Annotated in this window: 16 protein-coding genes; 15 read left to right on the plus strand and 1 reads right to left on the minus strand. The window is 53.6% G+C overall.

The window, feature by feature from the left end:
- Positions 1–192: 192 nt before the first annotated feature.
- The 11 genes from rpsD to LG198_RS13235 all read left to right on the plus strand — a co-directional run bounded on the left by rpsD (position 193) and on the right by LG198_RS13235 (position 8,863).
- The gene (gene rpsD, locus LG198_RS13185) at positions 193–810 is read left to right on the plus strand and encodes a 30S ribosomal protein S4 (protein ID WP_230343642.1); all 618 of its coding nucleotides are present in this window, start codon (positions 193–195) and stop codon (positions 808–810) included.
- A 246-nt stretch (positions 811–1,056) separates the two neighbouring features.
- Positions 1,057–1,296, plus strand: coding sequence for a hypothetical protein (locus LG198_RS13190; RefSeq protein ID WP_230343643.1), 240 nt, complete (start codon positions 1,057–1,059; stop codon positions 1,294–1,296).
- The gene (locus tag LG198_RS13195) at positions 1,286–2,113 is read left to right on the plus strand and encodes an energy transducer TonB (protein ID WP_230343644.1); all 828 of its coding nucleotides are present in this window, start codon (positions 1,286–1,288) and stop codon (positions 2,111–2,113) included. Before LG198_RS13190 ends, LG198_RS13195 begins: the two co-directional genes overlap by 11 nt.
- A gap of 49 nt (positions 2,114–2,162) precedes the next feature.
- The gene (locus tag LG198_RS13200; RefSeq protein WP_230343645.1) at positions 2,163–2,912 is read left to right on the plus strand and encodes a MotA/TolQ/ExbB proton channel family protein; all 750 of its coding nucleotides are present in this window, start codon (positions 2,163–2,165) and stop codon (positions 2,910–2,912) included.
- Positions 2,909–3,334 carry an ExbD/TolR family protein gene (locus LG198_RS13205; protein ID WP_230343646.1) on the plus strand — a complete coding sequence of 142 codons (426 nt, stop codon included), beginning with the start codon at positions 2,909–2,911 and terminating at the stop codon, positions 3,332–3,334. The genes LG198_RS13200 and LG198_RS13205 overlap by 4 nt, the downstream gene beginning before the upstream one ends.
- Positions 3,335–3,666: 332 nt before the next feature.
- Complete coding sequence (locus tag LG198_RS13210) at positions 3,667–6,147, plus strand: glycogen/starch/alpha-glucan phosphorylase (RefSeq protein ID WP_230343647.1); 2,481 nt, start codon at positions 3,667–3,669, stop codon at positions 6,145–6,147.
- Positions 6,148–6,225: 78 nt separating this feature from the next.
- Positions 6,226–6,906, plus strand: coding sequence for a DUF4197 domain-containing protein (locus LG198_RS13215; RefSeq protein WP_230343648.1), 681 nt, complete (start codon positions 6,226–6,228; stop codon positions 6,904–6,906).
- A gap of 86 nt (positions 6,907–6,992) precedes the next feature.
- Positions 6,993–7,550, plus strand: coding sequence for an RBBP9/YdeN family alpha/beta hydrolase (locus LG198_RS13220; RefSeq protein WP_230343649.1), 558 nt, complete (start codon positions 6,993–6,995; stop codon positions 7,548–7,550).
- Between the two features lie 25 nt (positions 7,551–7,575).
- Complete coding sequence (locus LG198_RS13225) at positions 7,576–7,944, plus strand: glyoxalase superfamily protein (RefSeq protein ID WP_230343650.1); 369 nt, start codon at positions 7,576–7,578, stop codon at positions 7,942–7,944.
- A gap of 100 nt (positions 7,945–8,044) precedes the next feature.
- A complete protein-coding gene (locus LG198_RS13230) occupies positions 8,045–8,377 on the plus strand; it encodes a DMT family transporter (protein ID WP_230343822.1) in 333 nt (110 codons plus the stop codon).
- Between the two features lie 90 nt (positions 8,378–8,467).
- Positions 8,468–8,863 (plus strand): hypothetical protein, encoded by a 396-nt coding sequence (locus tag LG198_RS13235; RefSeq protein ID WP_230343651.1) that lies wholly within the window; start codon positions 8,468–8,470, stop codon positions 8,861–8,863.
- Positions 8,864–8,887: 24 nt separating this feature from the next.
- Here LG198_RS13235 and LG198_RS13240 read toward each other — a convergent pair whose 3' ends face one another.
- Positions 8,888–10,063, minus strand: coding sequence for a GGDEF domain-containing protein (locus LG198_RS13240; RefSeq protein WP_230343652.1), 1,176 nt, complete (start codon positions 10,061–10,063; stop codon positions 8,888–8,890).
- 279 nt (positions 10,064–10,342) lie between these two features.
- Here LG198_RS13240 and purL point away from each other — a divergent pair, with 279 nt between their 5' ends.
- The 4 genes from purL (at position 10,343) to LG198_RS13260 (ending at position 16,816) form a co-directional block, all read left to right on the plus strand.
- Positions 10,343–14,236, plus strand: coding sequence for a phosphoribosylformylglycinamidine synthase (gene purL, locus LG198_RS13245; RefSeq protein ID WP_230343653.1), 3,894 nt, complete (start codon positions 10,343–10,345; stop codon positions 14,234–14,236).
- Positions 14,237–14,361: 125 nt separating this feature from the next.
- Complete coding sequence (locus LG198_RS13250) at positions 14,362–14,841, plus strand: ankyrin repeat domain-containing protein (protein ID WP_230343654.1); 480 nt, start codon at positions 14,362–14,364, stop codon at positions 14,839–14,841.
- A 172-nt stretch (positions 14,842–15,013) separates the two neighbouring features.
- On the plus strand, positions 15,014–16,228 hold the full coding sequence (locus tag LG198_RS13255) for a PQQ-dependent sugar dehydrogenase (protein WP_230343655.1): 1,215 nt from the start codon (positions 15,014–15,016) through the stop codon (positions 16,226–16,228).
- Between the two features lie 18 nt (positions 16,229–16,246).
- Positions 16,247–16,816: a hypothetical protein gene (locus LG198_RS13260; protein WP_230343656.1), complete on the plus strand. Its 570-nt coding sequence runs from the start codon at positions 16,247–16,249 to the stop codon at positions 16,814–16,816.
- Positions 16,817–16,869 lie beyond the last annotated feature (53 nt).

Consider the following 16,869-nt stretch of genomic DNA (forward strand, 5'->3'; position numbering starts at 1 on the left):
GGCTTCTCGATTGTGGTTAGGTGTTTTTCGGCCACAATGGGATCTGAGTAGTTTGCAGGTATGCCATGCAATTGCATGGTGATAGCGTCTAAGCTATCCATCTTCAGGCTTGGGTTAACGCCCTGGCAGTGCAGATGCAGGAAAATATTTATCAGGCCAGCCTGATCAAACCAATTAAAGGAGTTTTAAAGTATGTCTAGATTTACCGGCCCCCGTCTTAAAGTAATGCGCGCACTTGGTATTGATCTGCCTGGCTTGTCACGCAAGAGCATTGAAGCACGTCCTACCCCTCCGGGTCAGCACGGTGCCAAGGCTACTCGCCGCAAGAAGTCCGATTTCGGTGTCAAGCTGCAAGAAAAGCAAAAGCTGCGTTTCAACTATGGCCTGTCCGAAAAGCAATTGCGCCGCCTGGTGGTGGATGCACGTAAGGGCAAGTCCCCTACTGGCGAAACGCTTTTGCAACTGCTGGAACGCCGTCTCGACAACGTTGTGTTCCGTGCAGGTTTTGCACCTACTATCGCCGCGGCGCGCCAACTGGTTTCACACCGCCATGTCCTGCTGAACGGCAAGTCCGTGAACATTCCATCCATCCGCCTGCGCGTGGGTGATGAAATCTCCCTGAAATCCAACAGCACCAAGCTGCCTATCGTGATTGAAACATTGGCTAACCTGCCTTTGACCCGTCCAGAATGGATATCCTGGGCTGAGCAGGGCCAGCAAGCCAAGGTAGCACACCTGCCAGCAGCGGAAGATGTACCATTCCCTGTTGATGTACAACAGGTTGTTGAGTACTACGCTAACCGTCTGTAATCCTGACAGCATCGAAAAGGCCGCATATGCGGCCTTTTTTTTTGTACTGACATGCTTGGGGTGTCGAGCGGATGCATATGCTAAAAATAATAAGAATCGCGTTTAATTAGCTGCTAGAATGCGTATTATTCTTGACTGTATATATGAGAATAGTTATCATTTTTCGCTCTTGCGTAGGGCAAGCTGGCCTTGCGTCAATATTGACTGCATACCATGCGTAGAAGTCAAACAACGAGCGGGATAACGATGAAAACAGCAAACAATTGTAGGCGTGTAGTCCTTGCTGGAGGCGATGGATGCAGGGTGCTGTACTGTGAAGAATGTAATGTTGCGGAAGTTGAAGTCGGCGCATTGAGCTTGAGGCTGGAGGAACATGCATTCAATTCACTTGCTGAAATGATTCAGGAAGCGGCTGCCCGACTGGCAATATATAGCGCAAATAAATCTCACAGCCAATTTACTACCAGCATCAAAAATGTCCATTGAGTCTTCGCTTGCACGCCTTTCAGGAAAGCAATATGTTGAGGGGCAATTGAGTCAAAAACCAACTCGCAGTTTAGTTCCAAAACGGGTTTCCCGCGAACAAGACACGCATGATTTTTCTGCCAAGGCATTGGTTGCTACTGTAGTAATCCATGCTGCCGTTTTTACTGCCTTGATCGTTGCCTCTACCAGGGAACCGCATCAGGAAGATGCAGCACCACCCATCATGGTGAGTTTGGTGCAAAGTCCAGAGCCTATCCCTGAAGTCGCGATTACCGAGCCGGAACCTCAGCCGCAGCCTAAGCCTCCTGAACCCAAGCCTAAGCCGAAACCCAAGCCAAAAGTAGTGGATAAGCCGGTGCCAATAGAGGCGCCGCAGCCTGAGGAGCCGGTGCAGGAGGTAACGGAAGAGATTTCCGAGCCACAGCCGCAAGATATCAAGCAGGCTCCATCACAGGCGCCGGTAAACGATGTGCCTGTCGTGGCTGAGCGAATTGAGCCAGTCAAGCCGCCTGAGCCCAAAGAGCAGCCCATTCCCGAGGTTCCGATCAGCGGCGTGTCGTACCTGCATCAGGAACTGCCTGTATATCCTGCCATGTCGCGACGGTTAGGGGAGCAGGGCGTAGTGATGTTGCGAATGCTGATTTCTGAAGCCGGAATACCCGAGACTATCCAGATTGAAACCAGCAGTGGTTCTGAGCGACTGGACAAGGCTGCCATAGAGGCCGCCAAGAAATCCCGGTTCAATCCGTACAAGCGTAATAACAAGCCGATGAAGGTATCCGTAATCGCTCCGGTTCGGTTCACCATTGCGGATTAGCAAGTTCAACCAGGTTAGTCATACTTTTTATATATAGGATTAGTGCAATATGGAAAATGCATACGAATTTAACAGTTTGGACTTCATTCTGGACGGTGGTCCAGTTTCCATCCTGGTTGCAGTTGTGCTCGTGTTTATGTCGGTGGCAAGCTGGTATCTCATGGTAGTCAAGTTTTACCAGGCGTTGACCATTCGCAGCGCCAACCGCGAATACAGCAACCATTTCTGGCAAGCGCCTTCGCTTGAAGCGGCATTGCGTCACAATAGTGGCGAAACCCTGGTTTCCCGTGTGGCCAATCAGGCAATAGATGCGGCAGAGCATCACCAGACGCATGTTGCAAGCAATGTGGAAGAGGCCTGTAACAAGGATGAGTTCATTGCCCGCGCAATGCGCCGCCAGATTTCCGCTGAAAGCGAGCGTATGGATTACGGCCTGACCATGCTGGCGTCGGTTGGCAGCGTGGCACCGTTTGTCGGCTTGTTTGGTACGGTTTGGGGTATTTACCATGCCCTGGCTAGCATCAGTCAAAGTGGCCAGGCAACCCTGGACAAGGTAGCCGGCCCTGTGGGTGAGGCGTTGATCATGACGGCGCTGGGCCTGGCAGTGGCGATTCCTGCGGTATTGGCATACAACGCGCTGGTGCGCCGCAACCGCGTGATCCTGGGTGAGGTGGAAGGCTTTGCCAATGATTTGCATATCCTGTTGACCACTGGCGCACCGCTGAATCCCAGCAGTAAGACCACAGCGGGAGCAGCGGCAGTGCGCACTGGTGCCAAGCTGAAAGAGGTGACAGCATGATCACGGGCGGTGGAGTCGGAGGCGGGGAGGGTAACTCCCGCCCCATGTCAGAGATCAACACCACACCGCTTGTGGATGTGATGTTGGTTTTGCTGGTGATCTTCATCATTACCGCCCCCTTGTTGACGCATGCGGTCAAGATCGATTTGCCGCAGGCAACCAGCCAGCCATCGCCGGAAAAGCCGGATATCATCGATGTGGCGATTGATAATGCAGGTGCCATATACTGGAATGACGAAGTGGTGACACTGGAAGAGATGAATGTGAAACTGCACGAGGTCGGTGATAGGGAGCCCCAACCAGAGCTGCATATCCGTGCCGATAAGGAAACACGTTACCAGGTGCTGGCTGAGGTGATGGCCTACGCACAAAATGCTGGTGTACAGAAGCTGGGGTTTGTCAGCGACCCTACGCCAAAATAATTTTTACTGATGATTTGCAGCAAAAAGCCGGGAGTTCCCGGTTTTTTTCTTTTCTGATGGACCATTTTCCTGCATTTTAAAAAATGGTGCTGAATGCTTGCCGCTATGTTCTGTTCAACTTTTTTGCACTGCTGTAGTCTTGTAAAAGAGTTCACCTGTAGGCGCCGTATAACACTTTACTCTTCGCGTTGCATTGGTTTGGCAATGGCCTGATTTTTGCTGGCATATATTAATACCAAGCTTCGCAAGAATTTCATGTTCGCCATTCAATATGACGGTTTTATACTCAAGCCAACGGGTGGCATTTTGTAAACTCACATGGAAATACGCCAATGACTGCTGCAAAAGAATCCAAAAAGCCCAAAGTCACTACACCTGTGATTACGACCGAAAAAACTCCGATTGCCCAGGCATTACAGAATCACCTGATATTCTCCGCATTCAAGACCAGTGAGGCATCCACACAGCGTGACTGGTATGTAGCCGCTGGCCACACTGTGCGCGACCATGTGGTGGAACGCTGGGTGAAGACCGCGGAGGCTTACAATGCACAAGACCCAAAGCGGGTGTATTACCTGTCACTGGAGTTCCTGATCGGGCGCATGTTGCAGAATGCTGCACTGAATCTGGGCATTGAGGATGAAGTGCAGGAGGGGTTGAAGGCGCTGGGCCATAAGCTTGAAGACGTGGTCGAGCTGGAAAACGATGCTGCGCTGGGCAATGGGGGCCTTGGGCGTCTGGCGGCATGCTTCCTGGATTCCATGGCCAGCTTGGATATTCCCGGCACCGGCTATGGTATCCGTTATGAATACGGCATGTTCCGCCAGTCCATCAGCCAGGGCCAGCAGGTGGAGAATCCCGACAACTGGCTGCGCTACGGCAATCTCTGGGAATTCCAGCGCCCGGAAAGCCATTATCCCGTCAAGTTCTATGGCAAAGTCATCGAGTTCCCGACCCTAAAAGGTACCGAATATCACTGGGTGGACGCTGAGAGTGTTCTGGCAATTGCTTATGACATGCCGGTGCCTGGATACGATACGGAAACCGTGAATACCTTGCGCTTATGGTCGGCCAAGGCGGCACGCGAGTTTGATCTGGCCCATTTCAATGACGGCAATTACGAGAAGGCTGTTGAGGAGCGTAACGCCTATGAGAACATCTCCAAGGTGCTATACCCGAATGATACTTCGGTACTGGGCCGCGAGCTGCGCCTGAAACAGCAATATTTCTTCGTATCGGCCTCCATCCAGGATATCCTGCGCCGTTTCCTGGCCAAGCACGATGACTGGAATGTATTGCCTGACAAGGTGGCGATTCAGCTTAATGACACGCATCCCGCAATTGCAGTGGCCGAGCTCATGTATCAACTGGTGGATGTACATCACTTGGCCTGGAACAAGGCCTGGAGAATCAGTGAGCGGGTGTTTGCCTATACCAATCATACGCTGATGCCTGAGGCGCTGGAGACCTGGTCGGTGGATATGTTCAACAAGCTGTTGCCACGCCACCTGGGCATTATTTACCGCATCAATCATGAGTTCCTGCAAATGGTGAACCACAAGTTCCCGGGAGAAACAGACCTGCTCACCAGGGTGTCCATTATTGATGAGGAGCATGGCCGCCGCGTGCGCATGGCACATCTGGCGGTTATTGGCAGCCATACCGTGAATGGGGTGGCTGCCTTGCATAGCGAATTGTTGCGCACCACCTTGTTCGCGGATTTCAACCGTATTTTCCCAGGCCGCTTCATCAATATCACCAACGGCATCACGCCGCGCCGCTGGTTGAATCAATGCAATCCAGGCCTGACCCATTTGCTCGAGGCAGTGATCGGCAAGGAGTTTCATCATGATCTCAACAAGCTGCGGGCTTTGGAGCCGCTTGCCGATGATGCTGATTTCCGCAAGACCTTCCGTGAAATCAAGCATGCCAACAAGCAGCGGTTGGCGCGCCGCATTGAGCAGTTGACCGGGGTGCGGCTCAATCCGGCTGCATTGTTTGATGTACAGATCAAGCGTATTCATGAATACAAGCGCCAATTGCTCAATGTGCTGCATATCATCACGCTATATAACCGCATCCGCAGCGGACAACTCAAGGATGTGACGCCCAGGGTGTTTATATTCGGAGGCAAGGCCGCGCCAGGCTACTGGCTGGCCAAGCTTATCGTCCGCTTGATCAATGATGTCGCATCCATCGTCAATGAAGACCCTGCGGTGGGCGACAAGATCAAGGTGGCGTTCTATCCCAATTATGAAGTGTCGGCAGCCGAACTGTTGTTCCCAGGAAGTGATCTTTCCGAGCAGATATCCACTGCAGGTACCGAGGCGTCAGGCACAGGCAACATGAAAATGGCGTTGAATGGTGCGTTGACCATAGGCACGCTGGACGGTGCCAATGTGGAAATCCGTGAGGAGGTGGGAGAGGCCAATATCTTTATCTTCGGCCTTACTACCCAGGAGGTGGCCGAGGTCAAGGCCAATCATTACAACCCCTGGGATTATTACCATGGCAACCCCGAGTTGAAACAGGTGATTGATATGATCATCAACGGTTTCTTCTCCGTCGATGAGCCGGAGCGCTACCAGGCTATCGGCGAGACTCTGCTCAACAATGGCGATCATTATCTCCTGCTGGCAGATTATGCGAGCTATATTGAAACGCAGGACGCCGTAGGCCAGCTATACAAGGACAAGGAAGAGTGGAGCCGCCGCGCTATCCTGAATGTGGCACGCGTGGGTAAATTTTCCAGCGATCGCACCATAGGGGAATATGTCGATAAAATCTGGCATGTAAAGCCTGTGCAACATTAGGCAGGCAAGCTGCGCATGAGTCCTGCAATGCGGGTAGAATAAGCCCATATTGTTTTCAGCATTTTGTTTGGAGGAATCATGCGCCAGTTTGTCACCGCTCTTGGCTTTGCCCTGTTTGCTAGCCATGCATCAGCCCTCGGGTTGAGCGATATCAGTAATACCGATGCCAGCCAGGGGCTGAAGCAGGCATTGACACAAGGGGCTGAGCGCGCGGTAAGCCAATTGGGACAGGCTGGCGGATTCCTCAACAACCCCCAAGTCAAGATTCCCTTGCCCGAATCCATGCAAAAGGCAGAAAAAGCCATGCGCATGTTCGGCATGGGCAAGCAGGCGGATGAGCTGGTACTGAAGATGAACCAGGCTGCGGAAGCTGCCGTGCCTGAGGCCAAGGCCTTGCTGGTCAACTCGGTCAAGCAAATGAGCGTGCAGGATGCCAAGGATATCCTGACTGGCGGCCAGGATTCAGCTACCCAGTATTTCCGCAAGACCACCTCAACTCCCATGGCGGAGAAATTCCTGCCTATCGTGAAAAAGGCGACTGAAAACGTCAACCTTGCGCAGCAATATAACCGGTTTGCTGAAATGGGCAGCAAGTATGGCCTAGTGAATAAAGACCAGGCCAATCTTGAGCAATATGTGACGCAGAAAACATTGGATGGTGTCTACCTCATGATGGCGGAAGAAGAAAAAGCCATTCGCCAGGATCCGATGGGACAGGCCAGCAGTCTGCTGAAAAAAGTGTTCGGCGCGGTTAAGTAAGTGGGTTGATGGACAGTTGCATGAGTAACGCGGAGAACTAAACCACAGAATATGTTCTAACCCAACATAAAGTTTGGGGGAGAAACATGCAAAAGAATGCTGTCTATATCATCCATGGATACCAAGCGTCACCGCAGAGTCACTGGTTCCCATGGGTGAAGCAAGCACTGGAAAGCCAGGATTTCAAGGTTGACGTATTAGCGTTGCCCGAGTCCAGCACCCCTGACCTTGGCGTTTGGCTCGATCACCTACGCGCCAATATCACTGGTCAGGATCAACATACTTATTTCATCGGCCATAGCCTGGGTTGTATTACCTTATTGCGCTATCTTGAGGAGCAGCAACAGCCTGCGGGGGGCATGATATTGGTATCGGGTTTTGCCGAACCTCTCAGCTTCTTACCAGCACTTGACGTATTCACTGCTGTGCCATTGGACTCAGAACATATTATCCGCTTGGTGCCCAAGCGTATTGTCATGGCAGCACAGGATGACAATATTGTGCCTTATCCCTATTCATTGCGTTTGGCGGAAAAGCTGCGGGCAGAGTGGGAGCTGTTTGAAAAAGGTGGTCATTTTATGGCGCAGGATGGCTTTTCTGAATTTCCTGCTCTGTATGATGCCATTATCGGCATGCGTGAATAGTGCTTAATGTTGAGAAGGAGGGAGCATGAAAATTACTCAGAATGTCATCCCCGCCGTGCGGGTCGCTTCATATGCCTTGAGCAAGCCCTACTATGAAAAACTGGGGTTTCGTGAATTGTGGACGCACCAGTTTGAGCCTGGATTCCCTACATTTGCTGCCATTGCCCGTGAGGAAATGCAGATATTCCTAACCGAGCATACTGGTGATTGCGCATTTGGCGGGCTGGTACATTTTTATGTGCCGGATGTCGATGCGGTGCACCTTGAGTTTCAGCAACAGGGGCTACACATCACCGAACCTCCCGGCAATGATCTTGGCCCTACTGTGCGCAATATGCTCATGGTCGATCCCGATGGCAACCGCTTGAGTTTTATCACGGTTTCCTGCGAGTGATTTAAACTTTCTTTACCAAATGCATTTGTCTTTTTTGAGTCCCACCTGCAGGTTTGGCCTCCAGCGTTTAGAATCCTGATTTTGTTTGATGGTCAATATGATGCAAAACTGGATTTATCTTTCCATTGCAATTCTCAGTGAAGTGATTGCGACTTCAGCGCTTAACGCCAGTGAAGGGTTTACTAGGCCGGTGCCTAGTATTTTGGTGGTGGTAGGGTATCTGCTGGCATTCTATTTCCTCTCCCTTACCTTGCGCACCATTCCCGTGGGTGTGGCCTATGCGATCTGGTCTGGCCTGGGGATTATATTGATCTCGGTAGTCGCTGCCGTGTTGTATGGGCAAAAGCTGGATTTTGCCGCGATGATGGGGATGGCGTTGATTGTTGCAGGGGTGATTGTCATGAACCTGTTTTCCAAAACGCTTGGGCATTAGAATTTTCACATCAGGCAAGAGCGAATTTGCCGAGGCACAGGCATCAATGTCATATGCTAAGCCCCAATATCGAATTTGAAAGGAACAAGTATGGCAGCACCCTGGTTAGCCGTCGTTTTGAAAAGTGTCCCTTGGGTCGAGGTTATACGGCGTGCGCCGGACATCGCGGATGGTGCTAGAAAGTTCTGGCAGGCAGTCTCAGGCAAGCCGGTACAGGTACCGCCAATTTATGATGTGCCTTATGACGAACTTAAAAGCGATGAGGACAAGGATGCTCGCATCCAGGCGCTCGAAGGCAGGGTAGAGGAGTTGCACAGGCAAATGTTTGAATCTTCCCAGCTGATCAAGAACCTGGCAGACCAGAATGCCCTGTTAGTGGCCAAGATCGAGGATAACCGCCGACGTGTAGCCAGGCTTTCTCGTATTGTTCTGGTGCTGACTGTTGCAGCCGTAGCGCTGGCTTTCTGGCTCTGGAGAGTGCAGTAGATTGATCAATAATACTTAGGTTTGTTACGCCGGCTGTACCGATGTCACCCGGTTACGGCCGCTGTGTTTGGATTGATAAAGCGCTGCATCAGCCTGTTCAATAAGCTTTTGCAGTGAATGCGGCAGGGTATCGGATTGCGTGACAGCTATGCCTATGCTCAGCGTTGGCATGATGTCAGTATTTTTGAGCTTGGTTGCCGCATGGGCAAAAGCTTTTTGCAACCGTTCAGCTACTTCATAGCCTTGCTTCTCGCCGCTTCCTGGCAAGATAATCACGAATTCATCCCCACCCTGGCGTGCAAACAGGTCCGAGCCGCGCAACTGGGTGTGCACCATGTCGGCGAAACTGCGCAGCAATTGGTCGCCATAGGCATGGCCAAGCTTGTCATTGACCTGCTTGAAGTGATCAATATCCACTAGCAGCAACGATGTTGTGGCGTGGGTATCAGAGCGGCGGCGTAGCGCATTGTTTTCGACGGCGGCATTCAATCCCGCCCGGTTGAGAGCAGCGGTCAGCGGGTCGCGCAATGCACGCCCGATCCAGTTGCGGTTGATGCGTTCCATGATCATGAGCAGCATCGACATATTCCACAATGGCGCGATAGTCGCTGCCAGGAGAATCATCCACATATTCATGCCGCCGGGCGCAAATATCGTGTCACCCCCTAACTGGTCAGTCAGCCCTGCCAGGATACGCAGGCCGAAAGAGAGGGCGACGAAGGTAAATATTCCTGAAACCAGATAGGCCGCGCTTATATCCTCTTCCTGCGCAATATTTCTCGTAATCTTTGCTATGTTGATGGCATAGAAGCCGCAGGCGATGGCGGTCAGGATAGTGCGTTCGGTATAGTAATGGTTTGAATCCTGCAGCAGCATGAGCAACACACCCAGCAACCCCAGGAACAATGCATGTGGTTTCCATGATATCTGCCTTTGTTGCAGGTGGTGTGTGGTGGTCATCAAGAGAAAGTAGCCGAGGATGGCGAGCATGTTGGCCATCACGATGCTGTAAAAGTTCGGGATCAGGTCACGGAACGTGAGTAGCAGAATGCCGCCTCCTGTCGCCAGATTGCTGATTCCCCAGTATTGCAGCCAGCGATCAAAACGGCCTGTCAGGGACAGCGCTACCAGCACCATCCCTGTGGTGGTGGCTAGCAGCCCGAGGACGAAATAAAGGGTTTTGACATCAAGTTGCAGCATCTAGTGGGTAATAGGCCTATCAAGAGTAGGAGATTATAGCGAAACTGCAAAATGTAAAGACAGGAAACATTTTAGAAAAATTGCCGAACGTGAGATTGGTTGATTACATTATTTTTCTTCAAAAAGCGGGATGATTTTGACGTCTTTAGGACGTTGGGCAAGCATGGAGAAAATCATCAAGTAAAAAAGTGAGTATTCCGATTTTTACCAGAGCATGAAAGGATAGGCGCAGGCATATTCTGGTAAAATTCCACTTTTGCCAACACTTTGAATTTCTTCATGTCCAGCCAAATGATCAGTTTTCGTGGCAGTGCCGCTTTATCTCCTTTCCGTCTTGAAAAAATCCTCAGCGCACTGAAAATTGCCGCGCCGCGCATTAGCCACCTGTATGCTGAATTCTGGCACTTTGCCTGGTCTGACGTAGCCCTGACTGAAGCCCAGGAGCAGACGCTTAGGCAGATCTTGACTTACGGCCCGCGGCTGGATGAGGAAATCCCGGCAGGCGAACTGTTCTTGGTGACTCCACGTCCAGGGACAATTTCGCCATGGTCGTCTCGCGCTACGGATATTGCGCGACACTGTGGGTTGGAAGCCATACAGCGCCTGGAGCGCGGCGTGGCCTATTATGCAACGACTGCCGATGGTAGTCCGCTGACAGATGCGGAAAAACTCGCTTTGCGTCCGCTGATTCACGACCGTATGACCGAATCTGTATTTGCGGACCTGGCTGACGCGCAAAAGCTGTATCACACAGCCGAGCCCGCGCCCCTGTCCAGCGTCGATATCCTGGGTGGCGGCAAGGCGGCATTGGATGCCGCCAATTCAGAGATGGGCCTGGCCTTGTCGCCTGACGAGGTGGATTACCTGGTGGAAAATTTCCAGCGCATGGGCCGCAATCCGACCGATGTCGAGTTGATGATGTTCGCCCAGGCCAATTCGGAGCACTGTAGGCACAAGATTTTTAATGCGGACTGGGTGATTGATGGCGTAGAACAGGCGCAATCGCTGTTCGGCATGATACGCAACACGCACAAGCTCAATCCAGGCAAGACCGTGGTGGCTTACTCTGACAATGCCTCTATTGTGCAAGGCGAGAAAACCAGGCGTTTTTATCCGCAGACCGACGGCAGCTATGGTTTTGTCGAGGAGGATATGCATTTCCTCATGAAAGTGGAAACCCATAACCATCCTACCGCGATTTCGCCGTTTGCCGGCGCTGCTACCGGTGCCGGCGGCGAAATCCGCGATGAGGGTGCGACTGGCTCAGGCTCCAAGCCCAAGGCCGGCCTCACCGGCTTTTCAGTTTCCAACCTCAATATCCCCGGTTTCAAGCAACCGTGGGAGCAGGATAACGGCAAGCCTGCGCGTATCGCCTCGCCATTGCAGATCATGGTGGATGGCCCATTGGGCGGCGCTGCCTACAACAATGAATTTGGCCGTCCTAATATCGCGGGTTATTTCCGCACCCTTGAAATCGAGGCTGCGGATGAAATCCGCGGCTACCACAAGCCCATCATGTTGGCGGGCGGCGTGGGCAATATCTCTGCCAAGCACTCTAAGAAGAACCCGATTCCGCCGGGTGCCGCCCTGATCCAACTGGGCGGCCCCGCCATGCTGATCGGCCTGGGCGGCGGGGCGGCGTCGAGTATGGATACTGGTGCCAATACCGAGAACCTGGATTTTGATTCGGTCCAGCGCGGCAACCCGGAGCTGGAGCGCCGTGCGCAGGAGGTGATCGACCGCTGCTGGCAGTTGGGCGACAAGAATCCCATCCTTAGTATCCATGACGTGGGTGCTGGCGGTATTTCCAATGCCTTTCCCGAGCTGGTGAACGATGCTGGCGTTGGCGCCAGGTTCCAGCTGCGCGACGTGCACAATGAAGAGCCGGGCATGGCTCCGCGTGAAATCTGGAGCAACGAGGCACAAGAACGTTATGTGATGGCCGTGCGCAAGGAGGACTTGCCGCTGATTGCCGAGATTTGCGAGCGCGAGCGCTGCCCGTTTGCCGTGGTGGGGAAGGCGACCGAAGAGCGGCGCCTGACCGTAGCGGACAGCCATTTCAACAACAACCCGGTGGATATGGAGCTTTCGGTATTGCTGGGTAAGCCGCCCAAGATGACACGCGATGTAAAACATGTCACACGGGAGCTGGCAGGGTTCGACCACTCGAAAATCGACTTGCGGCAAGCGGCAGAGCGCGTATTGCGCTTGCCTGGGGTGGCTGACAAGACCTTCCTGATTACCATTGGCGACCGCAGTGTGACCGGCCTGGTTGCGCGCGACCAGATGGTAGGGCCATGGCAAGTGCCTGTGGCGGATGTGGCAGTGACGCTGGCAGGCTATGAAACCTATCGCGGCGAGGCTTTTGCCATAGGCGAGAAGGCGCCGCTGGCGCTGATTGACGGTCCTGCCTCAGGCCGCATGGCAATTGGGGAATCCATTACCAATATTGCCGCCAGCCTGGTTGACGACATCAGCGAACTGAAGCTCTCTGCCAACTGGATGGCCCCGGCCGGGCATCCGGGCGAGGATGCGGCCTTGTTTGATACTGTCAAGGCGGTCGGCATGGAGCTTTGCCCGGCCCTGGGCATCAGCATTCCGGTGGGCAAGGATTCCATGTCCATGAAAACCGTGTGGGATGAGGGCGGAGAGAAAAAAGCCGTTACTTCCCCCATCTCACTGGTAGTGACTGCCTTCGCACCCACGCCGGATGCGCGCAAAACACTGACACCGCAATTGCGCACAGACCTGGGCGATACCAAGTTGTTGTTAATCGATCTGGGTGCAGGCAAGAACCGTCTGGGCGGTTCCGCGCTGGCACAGGTCTATGGCGCGGTGGGCAATGTAGCGCCTGACGTTGATGATGCCACCAGCCTCAAGGCATTCTTCGACAGTGTGCAGAAGCTCAACCGTGAAGGAAAATTGCTTGCCTATCATGACCGTTCCGACGGCGGCCTGTTCTCCACCGTGGTGGAAATGGCGTTTGCCGGGCGTTGTGGCCTGGATATTGATATTACCAGCCTGGGCGAGGATGCCGTAGCCGCGCTCTATAACGAGGAGCTGGGCGCAGTGCTGCAAGTGCGCGCAACTGAAGCGGATGCGATTGTGGCCGAACTCAAGCCGCAACTGGGCGGGTTGGTGCACGTGATTGGCACGCCTGCCGATCATGGCGATATCCGCATCCACCAGGATGGCCGCGTAGTCTTTGCCGAAAGCCGCGTGGCCTTGCACCGTGCCTGGTCCGAGACGACTTACCAGATGCAGAAACTGCGCGACAATCCGCAATGCGCGCAACAGGAATACGACCGCATCCTGGATGAAAAAGATGTCGGCTTGCACGCCAAGCTGAGCTTCGACCCGGCTGAGAATATCTCGGCGCCTTACATCACCAGCGGCATCAAGCCCAAGATGGCTATCCTGCGCGAGCAGGGCGTCAACGGCCAGGTGGAAATGGCGGCGGCGTTTGATCGTGCTGGTTTCCAGGCGCATGACGTGCATATGAGCGACATCATCAGCGGCCGCGTCAGCCTTAAGGATTTTGCAGGTTTTGTCGCCTGTGGCGGCTTTTCCTACGGTGACGTGCTGGGCGCGGGCGAGGGCTGGGCCAAGTCCATCCTGTTCAACCAGCGTGCACGGGAGGAATTCTCGGCTTTCTTCCAGCGCAACGACTCATTTGCCTTAGGCGTCTGTAACGGCTGCCAGATGATGAGCAATCTGCACAGCATTATTCCCGGCGCTGAAAACTGGCCGCATTTCGTGCGTAACCGCTCCGAGCAATTCGAGGCGCGGGTGGCCATGGTGGAGGTGATGGAGTCGCCTTCGCTGTTCTTCAATGGCATGGAGGGAAGCCGCATGCCGATTGCCGTGGCGCATGGTGAAGGCTATGCCGAATTTGCCGATGAGGCTGCACAACAGCGCGTCTTGGCAGGAAGCTTGGTGACCTTGCGCTATGTCGATAACAGCGGGGTTTCTACCGAGGTTTATCCATTCAATCCGAATGGCTCGCCTCAGGGGATTACCGGCCTGACTACCCCTGATGGCCGTTTCAGTATTATGATGCCTCATCCTGAACGGGTTTTCCGTGCAGTGCAGCATTCATGGCATCCTGATGGCTGGGGTGAAGATGGCCCATGGATTCGTATGTTCCGCAACGCCAGGAGGTTTATCGGCTAAGCGGTCAGCAACGATGCAAGATGTGCGTTAGGCTAGTCGGGCAAAGATGGCGTGCCATCTTACCCTGCAGTCTTAACAATAATAAGCACACTTAAAATTAATGATGATTACTATGGAGAAGTAGCATGAAAAAGATGTTGAAAGTTATCCTGGCAACGTTGGTGCTGGGCTGGGCTGTTATGGCGCATGCCGAGGATCCTCAGGTGGAATACACCGATGCCATTGGCAAAGGCGACCTGAAGGTGGTGAAGAAGTACTTCAATAACCCCTATGCCGTGAATGAATTGTTTTTTGCCTGGACTGGACTGGAGATTGCTGCCAACAAGGGCCAGCTGAAAGTGGTCAAGTTTTTCGTCGAGAATGGCGCGGACGTGAACTACAAGCACCCGATCACCAAGATGACCGCATTGCACCTGGCTGCCTATCAGGGCAACAAGGAAGTCGTCAAATACCTGATCGACCATGGCGCTGATGTGAATGCGAAGTTGCGCGGTAATGTTTCCATCATTCGCGCCTTGAAGGATGAAGGCCGTACTGACATGGTGGAGTTTCTGACTGCGGCTGGCGCCAAGAATGACGGCTGCCAGGAAGAAAAGTGCCATTGATCTAAGGTTTATTCCTGTGTTATTCGGGTCAGGCATGAGAAATGCCTTTCACGGTTTTGCAATGCCGGACTTGTTCCGGCATTTGCATATCTACTCCCCCATCAGGGAACCTATATTCAATCCCAGGCTCGTAATATCTGGTCATCCGTCTTAATTTGAAATGGGGGAGCTTATGTGGAAATCGAGGTTGCCGGTCAATGTGTTGCCTGCGATGGTTGCCAGCGCTGCGCTGATGGCATGCACCACAGTGGCAGCAGTCAGCAAGGCGCCGGAGGATATTGCCAGCAGCCTGAAGCTGCCACCAGGGTTCAAGATCAATACCTTTGCTAAGCTCAACCCTGCCAAGGGCGACTATTTCCGTGGCCCGCGTTTCATGGCGTTTGGCCCGGACGGCAATCTTTATCTTGCCAGCAGCGTCGATGATACGGTTTATATGTTGCCAGACCGTAACCATGATGGCGTAGCGGACGAGGTCGTGACCGCAGTGGACGGGCTGAATGCGCCAAATAGCTTGGTATTCGTGGGTGATATCATGCTGGTTGCCAACCAGGATGGCGTGGTGCGTGTTGAAACCAAGGATGGCAAATGGCCTGCCCGCAAATTGACGCCGCTCATCAGCGGCCTGCCCACCGGCGGCCACACGCTCAAGACGATCAAGCTGGGGCCGGATAATCACCTTTACCTCAACGTCGGCTCCAGTTGCAACGTCTGTGTGGAAAAAGACCCGCTACGAGCCACCATTCTGCGGTACACGATTGACGGCAAGCCCGCAGGTGCTCCTGACGGCAGCGTGAGCGGCGCCAGGGGTGCCGTATGGGCCTCGGGCCTGCGTAACTCGCAAGGCTTGGCCTGGCATCCTGGCACCGGCGATTTCTATGCCACCAACAACGGGGCTGACATGCGTTCCGAGACCAAGGGCGGCGCCATGAATGACGAACTGCCGCCGGAGCATATCAACCATATCGAGCCCGGCAAGCATTATGGTTGGCCGCATTGCTGGGGCAACCGCTTCACTGACCCGAATTTCCCTGGCAAGCCCGGCTTCTGCGCAACGACACAACCGCCTGCCATTACACTGCGCGCGCATTCCACGCCTATCGGCATTACCTTCCTCGACAAGACGGATTTCCCGGCTGAATACAAGCAGGATGCGATTGTGGCCTTACATGGTTCCTGGAACCGTGTCGAGCCGTACGGCTACAAGCTGGTGCGCATCCGCTTCAAGGATGACAAGCCTGTGGCGGTGGAGGATTTCGTCACCGGCTGGCAAACCCGCAACAGTGCCTGGGGGCGTCCCGTGGACGTGATTACCGGGCCGGATGGAGCGCTGTATGTCTCGGATGACCGGGCAGGTTTGGTGTATCGTATTACCTACAATAAAAAATGACTACTTGAGGATAATGCAATGAAAAAACGAGTTCTGGGGCTGGCGGCGTTGCTGCTGGCAGCCAACCTGGCACATGCGGAGGCGCAACAGCCGACCAGCAAGGTCGTGGTGTATATCAGTCCCTATGAATATACCAACGAGATCAAGCTCTGGCATTTCATGAAGGATTACTGGTTCGCCCAGGGGCCATTGGTCGAGCCGGTGCTGACTAAGACCTTGAGTGCCAAGCTGGGTGAAACCGTCGTGTGCGAGGCTGGCGTGACCGGTAATGTATTGCTCTGGGTGCAGCCGAAAATGTTCTACAACCCGCACATGCGTAATTTCTACGGCACGATCAAGGCCACGGTATACACCGGCGCTGGCAAGGCCATTGCCAGCTACACCGGGGAGTCGCGCTATAGCGGCGACCTGGATATCCTGCCTGCCAACACCGTTCAGGCCACTTATGACCTGGCTATCCAGCAGGTAGCAGACAAGATGCAGGCCGACCCGGCCATCAAGAAGCTCATAGACGAAGGCATTGCCAGCAGTGAGTCCTATACACCCTGTGCCATGATTGCCTTGCTGCCGGGTTTGCGTACGCCATAACATCGTCATGACGGTGATCTTGCGTGATCTCGAGGCCGGGATTACGCAAGATG

Origin of the sequence: Methylobacillus arboreus (assembly GCF_020532725.1) — a bacterium.
Lineage (GTDB): Bacteria > Pseudomonadota > Gammaproteobacteria > Burkholderiales > Methylophilaceae > Methylobacillus > Methylobacillus arboreus.